Origin of the sequence: Streptomyces sp. NPDC059142 (assembly GCF_042755665.1) — a bacterium.
GTDB lineage: Bacteria > Actinomycetota > Actinomycetes > Streptomycetales > Streptomycetaceae > Streptomyces.
On sequence record NZ_JBHZDA010000111.1, the window covers coordinates 7,875 to 20,909 of the forward strand.

A 13,035-nucleotide genomic window follows, 5' to 3' on the forward strand; every position below is an offset into this window, starting at 1 on the left:
GCGCCCCCCCCCCCCCCCCCCCCGGGGACCGGTCCGTCAGACGGCGAGCGCCTGGGCGCGGCGCTTCACCTCCGTACCGCGGTTCTCACTGAGCGCCTGCGCGGGGGTGCCGGGCAGGCTCGGGTCGGGGGTGAAGAGCCACTCAAGCATCTCTTCGTCGGTGAAGTGGTCGTCCCTCAGGAGCGTCAGGGTCCCGGCGAGGCCCTTGACGACCTTGTTGCCGTCGATGAAGGCGGCGGGCACCTGGAGCGCCCTGTTCTCACCCCGGCGCACCGCGATGAGCTGCCCTTCCTTCACCAACTGCCGCACGCGCGTCACCTCGACATCGAACATTTCGGCGATATCGGGCAGGTGAAGCCAGGCGGGGACGAGAGCATCGATCTTTGCGTCAATCTCGGTCACAGGACAAGCGTGCCATCCCGGACTGACACTGGGCACCCCGAGCCACCCCGGACGGGGGCGAAAACCGGTCCGAAACGGTGCGCGGACCGGTCCCCGAGCCGGGAAAACCTCAGAGCGCCGCCTTGCGCAGCGGTACCGCCGGATCGGCCGACAGCACCGGATCGAGCCGGGTGCCCGTCTCGATCAGCTTGCGCCCCTGGGCCAGGTCGCGGGGTCTCCCGACGGCCAGCAGGGCCACCAGGACGCCGTCGCGCAGCCAGACCACCGACCAGGCCGCCCCCGCGGGGTCGCCGCGCCGTACCAGCGTGTCGGCCGTCCCGTGGTGGCCCGCGTACTGGACGAACCGGCCGAACTGCTCCGACCAGAAGTACGGCACGGGGTCGTAGACCCGCTCGGTCTCCCCGACGACCTGGGCGGCCACGGTCAGCGGACCCTGGAGCGCGTTGTCCCAGTGGTGGACGAGCAGCCGTTCGCCGTAGCGCGCCGACGGGAAGGAGGCGCAGTCACCGACCGCGTGGACGTCGGGCAGCGAAGTGCGCAGCCGCTCGTCCGCGGTGATCGAGCCGTCCGCGCCCAGCGCGATGCCCGAGCCGGTGAGCCAGGCCGTCGCGGGCCGTGCGCCGATGCCCACGACCACCGCGTCGGCGGGGAGGCGGCGGCCGTCGGCCAGGACGACGGTGCCCGGTTCGACGCCGGCCACCCGCGCGTCCGTCAGCAGCGTGGCGCCGCTCTCCGCGTACCAGCCGGTCATGGGGGCGGCCACCTCGGCCGGTAGAGCGCCCGCCAGCGGCCGGTCGGCCGCCTCCACGACCGTCACGGCGCAGCCGGCCTCCCGGGCGGCGGTGGTGAACTCCGCGCCGATCCACCCGGCGCCCACGACCACCACCCGCTGCCGCCGTTCCAGTACGGGCCGCAGCCGTACGGCGTCGTCGAGCGTACGCAGCGGATGGACGCCGGGCACGTCCCGCGTGCCGGGCAGGACGGTGGCCTCGGCGCCGGTGGCGACGACCAGCACGTCGTACGGGAGGGGACCGGCGGTGGTGTCGACCTCCCGGGCGGACGGGCGCAGCCCGGTGGCCTTCCGGCCCACCACGAGGTCGACGGAGAGGGCTTCGAAGTCGACGTCGAAGGCCGATCCCTCGGCCTGGCCGAGGAGTACGGCCTTGGAGAGCGGGGGCCGGTCGTAGGGCGGGTGCGGTTCCTCCCCGATCAGGGTGATCCCGCCCTCGTACCCCTGCTCGCGCAGGGCCACGGCGGTCCGTACACCCGCCATGCCCGCGCCGACCACGACCACCCCGGGCCCGCGCCGCCGTCCGTCCCGTGCGTGTTCCTGCCGCTGTTCGCTCACCCGGTCACCTTAGAGCGGCGCGGGGGCGCCGGCGGGAAGCTCCTCCACCACGCTCGTCCCGCTGCCCTCCTGGGACTCCCACCGCCAGCTCTCCTCCAGCCGGACCCGGCCGTCGGGGAGGTCGACGACGGTGGAGAGGCAGTGGCCCGACGCCGTGGTGCCGTCGCGCTTCACCTGCACGTAGCGGAAGTCCAGCCGGTCGCCGGCGCGCGTCCCCACGAGGTGGCCGCGAACCACGTCGCCGCCTTCATAGGCGGCCCAGACCAGACCGTCCTCCTCGTGGTAGACGAAGCGGGTACGGGTGCCCACCTGGCCGGGGGCCTGGTCGGCGACCGGCGCGAGGACGAGTCCGTCCAGTGAACGGGCCACGGGCGACGCTCCCTTACTGCGCGGCACACCGCGCGTTAGGCTGGCCGTCGACACTACCTCGCGGGAGTCCGGACGCACCGGGCTGAGAGGGAGGCTGGAGCGGCCTCCGACCGTACGAACCTGATCCGGGTCATGCCGGCGAAGGGAGGGGCTGGACGCCCATGCACTCATCCCAGCAGTCGTCCCCACCATCACCCCGGGAAGAGCCGTCCCCCGCAGCGCCCGGGGGGTCCGCCTCCCAGGGGTACGACGTCCTCGTCGTCGGGGGCGGGATCATCGGTCTGGTCACGGCCTGGCGGGCGGCGCAGCGCGGGCTGCGCACCGCTCTCGCGGACCCCGAACCCGGCGGCGGCGCGGCGCGCGTCGCGGCGGGCATGCTGGCCGCCGTCACCGAACTCCACCACGGCGAGCAGACCCTGCTCGGCCTCAACCTCGCCTCCGCCGCGCGCTATCCCGCGTTCGTCGAGGAGCTGGAGGAGGCGAGCGGCCGGGACACCGGCTACCGCGCGTGCGGCACCCTCGCCGTGGCGCTGGACGCCGACGACCGGGCCCAGCTCCGGGAGCTGCACGCCCTCCAGACGCGCTCGGGGCTGACGTCCCAGTGGCTCACGGGGCGTGAGTGCCGGCGCCTGGAGCCGATGCTGGCGCCGGGCGTACGCGGCGGGCTGCGGGTCGACGGCGACCACCAGATCGATCCCCGCCGGCTCGCCGCCGCGCTCCTCACGGCCTGCGAACGGGCCGGGGTGGTCTTCCACCGCGCGTGGGTGCGGCGGCTCTCCGTCGTACGGGACCGGGCCGCCGGCGCGGTGCTGGCCGACGGCGCCTCGCTCGGCGCGGACCGGGTGGTACTGGCGGGCGGCAGCCTCAGCGGCGGGCTCGCGGGGGTCCCCCCGGAGGCCGTGCCGCCGGTACGGCCCGTCAAGGGGCAGGTGCTGCGCCTGGCGGTGCCCGGCCCGTACGCGCCCTTCCTGTCCCGGACGGTACGGGCCGTGGTGCGCGGCTCCCAGGTCTATCTCGTGCCGCGCGAGAACGGCGAGCTGGTCGTCGGCGCGACCAGCGAGGAGCTGGGCTGGGACACCACCGTCACGGCGGGCGGGGTGTACGAGCTGCTGCGCGACGCGCACGCGCTGGTGCCCGGCATCACCGAACTGCCGCTCACCGAGACCCGCGCGGGTCTGCGCCCGTGCTCACCGGACAACGCGCCGCTGCTCGGGCCGACCGTGCTGCCGGGCCTGTCGCTGGCCACCGGCCACCACCGCAACGGGGTGCTGCTGACGCCGGTCACCGGGGACGTGCTGGCGGCGGTCCTGACCGGCGGTGATCTGCCGCCCGAGGCGGCGCCGTTCACCCCGCTGCGCTTCTCCGGCGCCGCGTCCCGCCCCCCGCGCCCGTCCGCCTCCCTGGAGCAGCCCGTATGAACACCGCCGTGATGTACGTGTCCGTCAACGGCGAGCCACGTGAGTTCGCCGCCGGGATCACCCTCGACACCGTCGTCGCGACGCTCACCGCGGCGCGCTCCGGGGTGGCCGCCGCCGTCAACGAGACGGTGGTCCCCCGTACCCGCTGGTCCGGCACCGCGCTCAGCGACGGCGACCGGGTCGAGGTCCTCACCGCGGTCCAGGGAGGCTGACGGACATGGCGGACGACCTTCTCACCATCGGCTCCACCACCTTCGCCTCCCGGCTGATCATGGGGACGGGCGGTGCGCCCAGCCTCGATGTCCTGGAACGCTCGCTGATCGCCTCGGGGACGGAACTGACCACGGTCGCGATGCGGCGCCTCGACCCCACCGTGCAGGGCTCCGTGCTCTCGGTGCTCCAGAGGCTGGGCATCCGCGCGCTGCCGAACACGGCGGGCTGTTTCACCGCGGGCGAGGCCGTCCTCACGGCCAGGCTCGCCCGTGAGGCGCTCGGCACGGAGTGGGTCAAGCTGGAGGTGGTCGCGGACGAGCGCACCCTGCTGCCCGACCCGGTCGAGCTGCTGGACGCCGCCGAGACCCTGGTGGACGACGGTTTCACGGTGCTGCCGTACACCAACGACGACCCGGTCCTCGCCGCGAAGCTGGAGGACGTGGGGTGCGCCGCGATCATGCCGCTGGGTTCGCCCATCGGCTCCGGTCTCGGCATCCGCAATCCGCACAACTTCCAGCTCATCGTGGAGCGCGCCCGGGTCCCGGTGATCCTGGACGCGGGCGCGGGCACCGCGTCGGACGCGGCGCTCGCGATGGAGCTGGGGTGCGCGGCGGTGATGCTGGCGTCGGCGGTCACCCGGGCCCAGGAGCCGGTGCTGATGGCCGAGGCGATGCGGCACGCGGTGGTGGCGGGGCGGCTGGCGCGGCGTGCGGGGCGGATCCCTCGGCGCCACTTCGCCGAGGCGTCCTCGCCGCTGGACGGGGTGGCGGCGCTCGATCCGGAACGGCCCGCCTTCTGACCGGGCCGGGCCGCCGCCGCCGCGCCGCAACGTCGCCGCCGACCGGCGGTCACGGGCGTCCCGGGGGCCTGTCACAGCTCGGCTTCAGTCCTGTGCGCGGTCCGACCCGGGGCTACGGGGGTGTCAGCGGTGACTCGTAGACTCACCTGCGTGGATACCACCCTTCAGGACCCCATCGTCGGGCAGGTGCTCGACGGCCGTTACCGCGTCGACGCACGGATCGCGGTCGGCGGCATGGCCACGGTCTACCGGGCCGTGGACACCCGGCTCGACCGGGTCCTGGCGCTCAAGGTGATGCACCCGGCGCTCGCCGCGGACGTCTCCTTCGTGGAGCGTTTCATCCGCGAGGCCAAATCGGTGGCCCGGCTGGCGCACCCCAACGTGGTCGCGGTCTTCGACCAGGGCGCGGAGGGCGCGTACGTCTACCTGGCGATGGAGTACGTCGCGGGGTGCACCCTGCGCGATGTCGTACGGCAGCGCGGGGCGCTGCGCCCGCGGGCCGCGCTGGACATCCTGGAGCCGGTGCTCGCCGCGCTCGGCGCGGCGCACCGGGCCGGGTTCGTCCACCGGGACATGAAGCCGGAGAACGTGCTGATAGGGGACGACGGCCGGGTCAAGGTCGCCGACTTCGGGCTCGTCCGGGGCATAGGCGATGTGACCAACACCACCGGCACCGTCCTGGGCACGGTCTCGTACCTGGCGCCGGAGCAGATCGAGGACGGCACGTCCGACACCCGGGTCGACGTGTACGCGTGCGGGGTCGTCCTGCACGAGATGCTGACCGGCGCCAAGCCGCACTCCGGGGACACCCCGGCGCAGGTCCTCTACCGCCATCTGAACGAGGACGTCCCGGCCCCGTCCGCCGCCGTCCCCGGGCTCGCCCCGGAGCTGGACCGGCTGGTCGCCGCGGCCACCGCGCGCGACCCCGAGGAGCGGCCGCTCGACGCGGTCGCGCTGCTGGCGCTGGTGCGGGCGGCCCGCGCCGCGCTCACCGACGCGCAGCTCGACGCCGTACCGCCGCAGGCGAGGCCCGAGGCGGAGGACGGCACGGACGCGGACGGACGGACCGCGGTGATCCCCCGGATCCGGCCGGTCGAGGAGCCGGACGACGAGCCCGTGCGCCACACGAGCAGGCTGGAGATGTCGCCCGCGGACGCGCTCCCGCCGCCCGGCCGGCCACGTGGCGGCGCGGGCCGGGGGCGCGGGCTGCCGTCGCGGGGCGTGCTCGCGGCGATCGTCGCCGTGCTGCTGGTGTTCGGCGTGGGGACGGGCGTCTGGTACATCAACTCCGGCCAGTTCACCCGGGTGCCCTCGCTGCTCGGCCAGCCGGAGAAGGAGGCGCGCGAGCGGCTCGGCGCCGAAGGGCTCGACGCCAAGGTCACCCGCGACTTCAGCGACAGCTTCGACCGGGGCACGGTCATGGGGACGGATCCGGAGCCCCGCTCGCGGGTCCGGGGCAGCGGCCCCGTCACACTGGTCATCTCCCGGGGCCCGAAGATCGTCCAGGTCCCCGATCTGGCCGGCAAGTCGCTGGCCGAGGCCCGGTCCGCGCTGAAGAAGGCCGGACTGGCCTCCGGGCTCGTCACGCGGAAGTTCGACGAGGACGTCGCGCGGGGCGCGGTCGTCAGCTCCACGCCCGACGCGGGCGCGGACGTACGGCCCGACTCGGGGGTCGCGCTGGTGGTCAGCAAGGGCGCCCCGATCGACATGCCCGATGTGACCGGCGAGTCCGTGGACGACGCCACCTCCGAGCTGGAGGACGCGGGGCTCACGGTGAAGATCGCCCCCGAGCGGGTGAACGCCCCGCAGGACGAGGGCACGGTCGCCCGGCAGTCCGCCCGGGAGGGGACCCGTCTCGCCGAGGGCGACACGGTCACGCTGACGGTCTCCAAGGGCCCGCGGATGGTCTCCGTACCGGATGTGACCGGGCAGAAGACCGAGGACGCGAAGCGGGCGCTGGAGGGCGCGGGCTTCGAGGTCGAGGTCGAGCGGAGCTTCCCGTTCCTGGGGGACACCGTGGGCGAGCAGTCCGTCGCCGGCGGCGAGCAGGCGCCCGAGGGCTCCCTCATCACCATCAAGACCAAGGGACTCTAGAGCGGATGCGCAACCCTGTGGGCGGCCATGTCCCCGTGGCCGGCGGGCTCGCCACGACCGGTCTGGCGTACGCGCGCGAGCTGGGCGCGGAGACCGTCCAGGTCTTCGTGGCCAATCCGCGCGGCTGGGCGACTCCCGCCGGGAATCCGGCGCAGGACGAGCAGTTCCGTGCCGCGTGCGAGGCGGCGGAGATGCCCGTGTACGTACACGCTCCGTATCTGATCAACTTCGGCTCGCACACGGAGGCCACCGCCGAGAAGTCGGTGGAGTCGCTGCGCCACAGTCTGCGGCGCGGGCGGGAGATCGGCGCGCGGGGCGTGGTCGTGCACACCGGGTCGGCGACGGGCGGCCGGCCGCGCGAGGTGGCGCTCGCGCAGGTACGGGAGCGGATGCTGCCGCTCCTGGACGAGCTGACCCATGACGACGACCCGTTCCTGCTGCTGGAGTCGACGGCGGGACAGGGCTTCTCGCTCTGCTCGCGGACCTGGGACTTCGGCCCGTACTTCGAGGCGCTGGACGCCCATCCGAAGCTGGGGATCTGCCTGGACACCTGCCACATCTTCGCGGCGGGCCACGATCTGACCGGACCGCACGGGATGCGGCAGACACTGGACCTGCTGGTGGACACGGTCGGTGCGGGTCGGCTCAGGCTGATCCACGCCAACGACTCCAAGGACGTGGCGGGCGCCCACAAGGACCGGCACGAGAACATTGGCGCGGGCCATATCGGCGAGGAGCCGTTCCGGGAACTGTTCTCGCACCCGGCGACCGCGGACGTACCGCTGGTGATCGAGACGCCGGGCGGCAAGGAAGGGCACGCGGCGGACGTGGCACGGCTGAAGAAGCTGCGCGACGCCTGAGCCACGGGCCCCGGGACCGGCGCTCCGTCACAGCTCCGGGCCGTCGCCCGGAACCTCCTGGTAGGAGTAACGCTGCTCGGACCAGGGGTCGCCGACATTGTGGTAGCCGCGTTCCTCCCAGAAACCGCGGCGGTCGGCCGTCATGTATTCCACCCCGCGGACCCATTTGGGGCCCTTCCAGGCATAGAGCTGGGGGACGACGAGCCGCACCGGAAATCCATGCTCGGCGGTGAGCAATTCGCCGTCCTTGTGGGTGGCGAAGATCGTCCGGTCGGAGACGAAGTCCGCGAGCCGGAGATTCGAGCTGAAACCGTACTCGGCCCAGACCATCACATGCGTGACGTTCGGCGCGGGCGGTGCGAGTTCCACGATCGTACGGGCGGGTACCCCGCCCCATTCGGCCCCCACCATGCTGAATTTTGTGACGCAGTGCAGATCCGCGACCACCGTGGAGAAGGGCAGCGCCGAGAACTCCTCGTGGTTCCAGCAGTGTTTGTCACCGTCGGCCGTGGCGCCGAAGACCCGGAACTCCCAGCGTTCCTGCCGGAACTTCGGTACGGGGCCGTAATGGGTGACCGGCCAGCCGCGCTGAAGCCGCTGTCCGGGCGGTAGCCCGGACTCTTCCGGCTCCCGGTGCTCCAGGCTCTCCGGCTGACCCATGCCTTCCATGGTGACAGACCGGGAGGGGTGGTGATGACCAGGTACACGTCGATTCCGGCAACTCCTACTAAGCGTGCACTTACTGGACGGCCTCCTGATCACGGTGCGAGGATGCGCGCATTCTGCTCCGTCACCGGCTTGGAAGGAGACTGCGCGATGCAGGGCGACCCCGAGGTCATTGAATTCCTCAATGAGCAGTTGACCGCCGAACTGACCGCGATCAACCAGTACTTTCTCCACTCGAAAATGCAGGAGAACTTCGGCTGGACGAAGCTCGCCAAGTACACCAGGGCCGAGTCGTTCGACGAGATGAAGCACGCCGAACTCCTCACGGACCGGCTGCTGTTCCTGGAGGGGCTGCCGAACTACCAGCGCCTCTTCCACGTCCGGGTCGGCCAGACGGTCACCGAGATGTTCCAGGCGGACCGGCAGGTCGAGGTGGAGGCGATCGACCGCCTCAAGCGCGGAATCGATGTGATGCGCTCCAAGGGCGACCACACGTCCAAGGGCATCTTCGAATCGATCCTGGAGGACGAGGAGCACCACATCGACTATCTCGACACCCAGCTGGAGCTGATCGAGAAATTGGGTGAACCCCTCTACATCGCCCAGCTCATCGAGCAGCCCGACAGCTAGAACCGACTGCCAGGACCCTCATCCGGAACGGACGGACGGACGACGGGCGGACGACGGACGGGCGCCGGACGGACGGGCGACGGACGGACGACGGCGCGGCGTCAGGCCGCTTCGGGCAGTACCGCGGGGGCCGCGGACGGGACGGCCGCCACCGCCGGGGTGCCCGCCTCCCCGAGGGCCGGGGCGCCCTGCTCCAGCAGCTCACGCCGGGGGCATCCTCCGCGCCCCAGAAGCGACTGGATCCGCCGTACGCACGAGCCGCAGTCGGTGCCGGCCTTGCTGGCCGAAGCGATCTCGCGGGGCGTGCACGCACCGGCCGCCGCGTGTTCCCTCACCTGCGTCTCGGTGATCCCGAAACATGAGCAGACGTACACGCGGTTCACCTCCCGGCGGGGCCGTTCCGGACTGGAGCCACCCCGATGCGTCGGTGAGGCCAACCTAACCTTACCTGCCGCGCCCGATCCGGAAAAGTCCGGAACGCACCGGTGGGGCACGGATCACATCGGTCCGCGCCCCACCGGTGTCGTGTTCCCGCTACTGGTCCCGGTACATCTCCGCGACCAGGAAGGCCAGGTCCAGGGACTGGCTGCGGTTGAGCCGCGGGTCGCAGGCCGTCTCGTAGCGCTGGTGCAGATCGTCGACGAAGATCTCGTCGCCGCCGCCCACGCACTCCGTGACATCGTCACCGGTCAGCTCGACGTGGATGCCGCCCGGGTGCGTACCGAGCGCCTTGTGGACCTCGAAGAAGCCCTTGACCTCGTCGAGCACGTCGTCGAAGCGGCGGGTCTTGTGGCCCGAGGCCGCCGAGAAGGTGTTGCCGTGCATCGGGTCCGTCACCCAGGCCACCGTGGCACCGGAGGCGGTCACCTTCTCGACCAGCTCGGGGAGCTTGTCCCTGACCTTGTCGGCGCCCATCCGCACGATGAACGTCAGGCGGCCGGGCTCGCGGTCCGGGTCCAGGCGGTCGATGTAGGTCAGCGCCTCGTCGACGGTGGTCGTCGGGCCGAGCTTGATCCCGATCGGGTTCTTGATCTTCGAGGCGAACTCGATGTGCGCGCCGTCGAGCTGGCGGGTGCGCTCACCGATCCACACCATGTGGCCCGACACGTCGTAGAGCCCGCCGGTCCGGGAGTCGACCCGGGTCAGCGCCGACTCGTAGGCCAGCAGCAGCGCCTCGTGCGAGGAGTAGAACTCGACGGTGCGGAACTCGGCCGGGTCGGTGCCCGCCGCCTTCATGAAGTTCAGCGCGTTGTCGATCTCGCGGGCGAGCTGCTCGTAACGCTGGCCGGACGGGGACGACTTCACGAAGTCCTGGTTCCAGGCGTGCACCTGGCGCAGGTCGGCGTAGCCGCCGGTGGTGAAGGCGCGCACCAGGTTGAGCGTCGCGGCGGACGCGTGGTACATCCGCTTCAGGCGCTCGGGGTCGGGGATCCGGGACTTCTCGTCGAAGGCGAAGCCGTTGACCGAGTCGCCCCGGTACGTCGGCAGGGTCACGCCGTCGCGGGTCTCGGTGCCCTTGGAGCGCGGCTTCGAGTACTGCCCGGCGATCCGGCCGACCTTCACCACCGGCACGGACGCCGCGTACGTGAGGACCGCGCCCATCTGGAGGAGGGTCTTCAGCTTGTTCCTGATGTGATCCGCGGAGACGGCGTCGAACGCCTCGGCGCAGTCACCGCCCTGGAGCAGGAACGCCTCCCCCTTGGCGACGGCCGCCAGCCGGGCGCGCAGCTGGTCGCACTCGCCCGCGAAGACCAGCGGAGGATAGCTCTCCAGCTCGGCCACGACATCCCGCAGGGCTTCCTGGTCCGGATACTCCGGCTGCTGGGCAGCGGGAAGATCGTGCCAGGACGGCACATGGTCGGCGGAGTTCTCAGCGTTCACTGTCACGCGCTCCAGATTACGGGGTCGGTCGCGCCGGCCGGCGCGGCGCTCACAGTGTGGAACAGACCGCTCCCCGCGCGCATGCGCTAATGTGCGCCTCATGCTCGCGCAATCGCATCAGAACTGGTGGTGGCCCGCTCGTCCGGCGGTCCACTGATTCACGCGCGCACCACGAATCGAGAAGGCCGCCCGAGGGGCGGCCTTCAGTGTTCTCCAGGTCCGGATGGCAGATTCCCGGCCGGTGGAGCGGGCCGTTCCTCCTCTCCCGGAAGGAACACCCCCGATGAACACCGACACCGGCACCGGCGCCGCGCCCGGTTCCCGTACCCGCCCGTCCGCCGCCGATGTGATCGGCCGGCTGCTGGACGACGGCTGCCCGCCCTTCGCGCTGCTGCGCCGCCGCACCCCCGGCCGGGACCACGACACCGTCGAGGTGCTGATCGGCCCCGTGCACGAGGCGGACCGGCTCGCCGATCTCCCCGCGGGTGACCGCACCGCGCTGGCCCTGGTGCCGTTCCGGCAGATCAGGGAGCGCGGTTTCGACGTACGGGACGACGGGACGCCGCTGGCCGTGCTGGTCGCGGACGAGACGTACGAGCTGCCCCTCGGCACGGTGCTCGACCGGCTGCCCGCGCACGCGGTACGGGTCGAGGGCGGCGCCTTCGACGTCGACGACGAGCGGTACGCGGAGATCGTGCGGCGGGTCGTCGACGAGGAGATCGGCCGGGGCGAGGGCGCGAACTTCGTCATCCGGCGCACCTTCGGGGGCCGGATCCCCGGCTTCGGCCGCGCCGACGCCCTCGCGCTCTTCCGGCGGCTGCTCGTCGGCGAGCAGGGGGCGTACTGGACGTTCGTGGTGCACACGGGCGCGCGCACGCTCGTGGGGGCCAGCCCCGAGGCGCACGTCCGGATGAGCGGCGGGACCGTCGTGATGAACCCGATCAGCGGGACCTTCCGCTATCCGCCCGGGGGTCCCCGTCCCGAGGCTCTGCTGGAGTTCCTGGGCGACCGCAAGGAGACCGACGAGCTCTCGATGGTCGTGGACGAGGAGCTGAAGATGATGTGCACGGTCGGGGACCGGGGCGGGGTGGTGGTCGGGCCCCGGCTCAAGGAGATGGCGCATCTCGCGCACACCGAGTACGAGCTGCGCGGGCGCTCGTCGCTCGATGTGCGCGAGGTGCTGCGGGAGACGATGTTCGCGGCGACGGTCACCGGCTCACCGGTGCGGAACGCCTGCCGGGTCATCGAGCGCCACGAGGAGGGCGGGCGCGGCTACTACGCGGGCGCGCTGGCGCTCCTCGGCCGGGACGCCGGCGGGGCCAGGACCCTCGACTCCCCGATCCTGATCCGTACCGCCGACATCGACGCCGATGGGGCGCTGCGGGTACCGGTCGGGGCCACGCTCGTACGCCACTCCCGGCCGGAGAGCGAGGTGGCCGAGACGCACGCCAAGGCGGCGGGGGTGCTGGCGGCGCTGGGGGTGCGTCCGGGGCGCCCGCGCGCGGAGTCGGTCCGGCCCCGGCTCGCCGACGATCCGCGGGTACGGGCGGCGCTGGACGCGCGGCGCGCGGATCTCGCGCCGTTCTGGCTGCGGATGCGGGAGGGCGCTGCGGCGGAGTCGGGGCACGCGCTGATCGTCGACGGCGAGGACACCTTCACGGCGATGCTGGCGCATCTCCTGCGCGCCTCGGGGCTGGCCGTGACCGTACGCCGCCACGACGAGGCCGGGCTGCGCAGGGCGGTGCTGCGGCACGCGGACGGGGTGGGGCCGGTGGTGCTGGGCCCCGGCCCCGGGGACCCGGCGGACACGGCGGATCCCCGGATGCGGTCGCTGCGCGGGCTGGCGGCGGAGCTGCTGGCCGCGCCCGGCGGCCGGCGCCACGGGGTGCTGGGGGTCTGTCTGGGGCATGAGCTGCTGGCGGCGGAGCTGGGGCTGGAGACCGTACGGAAGCGGGCGCCGTACCAGGGGCTCCAGACCCGGATCGAGCTGTTCGGCCGGGAGGAGACGGTGGGCTTCTACAACAGCTTCACGGCGCGGTGCGACGACGCGGCGGCGGCGCGGCTGGCCGCGCGGGGCGTCGAGGTGAGCCGGGAGGCGCGGAGCGGGGAGGTGCACGCGCTGCGGGGAGCGGGGTTCGCCTCGGTGCAGTTCCACCCGGAGTCGGTGCTGACGCTGGACGGCCCGGGGATCGTGGCGGAGCTGCTCGCGGGGGTGGCGACGGACGCGGCGGCGGTACGGCGACGGTGACGGCGGTACGGCGGGCGGCCGGGTTCGCGGGGGCCCGGCCGCCCGGGGGGCGCGGGGGGGCGGCGGGCCGCCCCCCCCCCCCTCGGCCAGCCGAGCCCGTCCTCGTA

At 72.9% G+C, this 13,035-nt stretch carries 13 protein-coding genes and 1 riboswitch; of the genes, 7 read left to right on the top strand and 6 right to left on the bottom strand.

Annotated elements, in window-relative coordinates; all coding sequences use genetic code 11:
* Positions 1-36: 36 nt before the first annotated feature.
* The 3 genes from ACFXPK_RS28585 to ACFXPK_RS28595 all read right to left on the bottom strand — a co-directional run bounded on the left by ACFXPK_RS28585 (position 37) and on the right by ACFXPK_RS28595 (position 2,119).
* Positions 37-402, bottom strand: a complete 366-nt coding sequence (locus ACFXPK_RS28585) for an Rv2175c family DNA-binding protein (RefSeq protein WP_385079967.1) — start codon at positions 400-402, stop codon at positions 37-39.
* Positions 403-511: 109 nt separating this feature from the next.
* Entirely contained in the window at positions 512-1,750 is a 1,239-nt protein-coding gene (locus ACFXPK_RS28590) for an NAD(P)/FAD-dependent oxidoreductase (RefSeq protein WP_384992048.1), read from the bottom strand.
* A gap of 9 nt (positions 1,751-1,759) precedes the next feature.
* On the bottom strand, positions 1,760-2,119 hold the full coding sequence (locus ACFXPK_RS28595) for a hypothetical protein (RefSeq protein ID WP_385079969.1): 360 nt from the start codon (positions 2,117-2,119) through the stop codon (positions 1,760-1,762).
* Between the two features lie 50 nt (positions 2,120-2,169).
* Positions 2,170-2,283: riboswitch (TPP riboswitch) on the top strand.
* Between ACFXPK_RS28595 and thiO the strand changes: the two genes are divergently transcribed.
* The 5 genes from thiO to ACFXPK_RS28620 all read left to right on the top strand — a co-directional run bounded on the left by thiO (position 2,281) and on the right by ACFXPK_RS28620 (position 7,503).
* A complete protein-coding gene (gene thiO / locus ACFXPK_RS28600) occupies positions 2,281-3,537 on the top strand; it encodes a glycine oxidase ThiO (RefSeq protein WP_385079971.1) in 1,257 nt (418 codons plus the stop codon). Its footprint overlaps the riboswitch before it by 3 nt.
* A gap of 11 nt (positions 3,538-3,548) precedes the next feature.
* A complete protein-coding gene (thiS, locus tag ACFXPK_RS28605) occupies positions 3,549-3,749 on the top strand; it encodes a sulfur carrier protein ThiS (RefSeq protein ID WP_384992078.1) in 201 nt (66 codons plus the stop codon).
* Between the two features lie 5 nt (positions 3,750-3,754).
* Entirely contained in the window at positions 3,755-4,549 is a 795-nt protein-coding gene (locus ACFXPK_RS28610) for a thiazole synthase (protein ID WP_385079973.1), read from the top strand.
* 150 nt (positions 4,550-4,699) lie between these two features.
* Complete coding sequence (gene pknB / locus ACFXPK_RS28615; RefSeq protein WP_384992058.1) at positions 4,700-6,643, top strand: Stk1 family PASTA domain-containing Ser/Thr kinase; 1,944 nt, start codon at positions 4,700-4,702, stop codon at positions 6,641-6,643.
* A 5-nt stretch (positions 6,644-6,648) separates the two neighbouring features.
* Positions 6,649-7,503, top strand: coding sequence for a deoxyribonuclease IV (locus ACFXPK_RS28620; RefSeq protein WP_385079974.1), 855 nt, complete (start codon positions 6,649-6,651; stop codon positions 7,501-7,503).
* 27 nt (positions 7,504-7,530) lie between these two features.
* On the opposite strand, the gene ACFXPK_RS28625 is transcribed toward ACFXPK_RS28620, so the two are convergent.
* Positions 7,531-8,163, bottom strand: a complete 633-nt coding sequence (locus ACFXPK_RS28625) for a sulfite oxidase-like oxidoreductase (protein WP_384992063.1) — start codon at positions 8,161-8,163, stop codon at positions 7,531-7,533.
* Between the two features lie 156 nt (positions 8,164-8,319).
* Between ACFXPK_RS28625 and bfr the strand changes: the two genes are divergently transcribed.
* Positions 8,320-8,799 (top strand): bacterioferritin, encoded by a 480-nt coding sequence (gene bfr, locus ACFXPK_RS28630; RefSeq protein ID WP_382888602.1) that lies wholly within the window; start codon positions 8,320-8,322, stop codon positions 8,797-8,799.
* 101 nt (positions 8,800-8,900) lie between these two features.
* On the opposite strand, the gene ACFXPK_RS28635 is transcribed toward bfr, so the two are convergent.
* Together ACFXPK_RS28635 and ACFXPK_RS28640 are read right to left on the bottom strand one after the other, a co-directional pair.
* The gene (locus tag ACFXPK_RS28635) at positions 8,901-9,182 is read right to left on the bottom strand and encodes a bacterioferritin-associated ferredoxin (protein WP_384992065.1); all 282 of its coding nucleotides are present in this window, start codon (positions 9,180-9,182) and stop codon (positions 8,901-8,903) included.
* 151 nt (positions 9,183-9,333) lie between these two features.
* Positions 9,334-10,686, bottom strand: a complete 1,353-nt coding sequence (locus ACFXPK_RS28640) for a class II 3-deoxy-7-phosphoheptulonate synthase (protein WP_384992068.1) — start codon at positions 10,684-10,686, stop codon at positions 9,334-9,336.
* A 277-nt stretch (positions 10,687-10,963) separates the two neighbouring features.
* Here ACFXPK_RS28640 and ACFXPK_RS28645 point away from each other — a divergent pair, with 277 nt between their 5' ends.
* Positions 10,964-12,928, top strand: a complete 1,965-nt coding sequence (locus ACFXPK_RS28645; RefSeq protein ID WP_385079977.1) for an anthranilate synthase family protein — start codon at positions 10,964-10,966, stop codon at positions 12,926-12,928.
* Positions 12,929-13,035 lie beyond the last annotated feature (107 nt).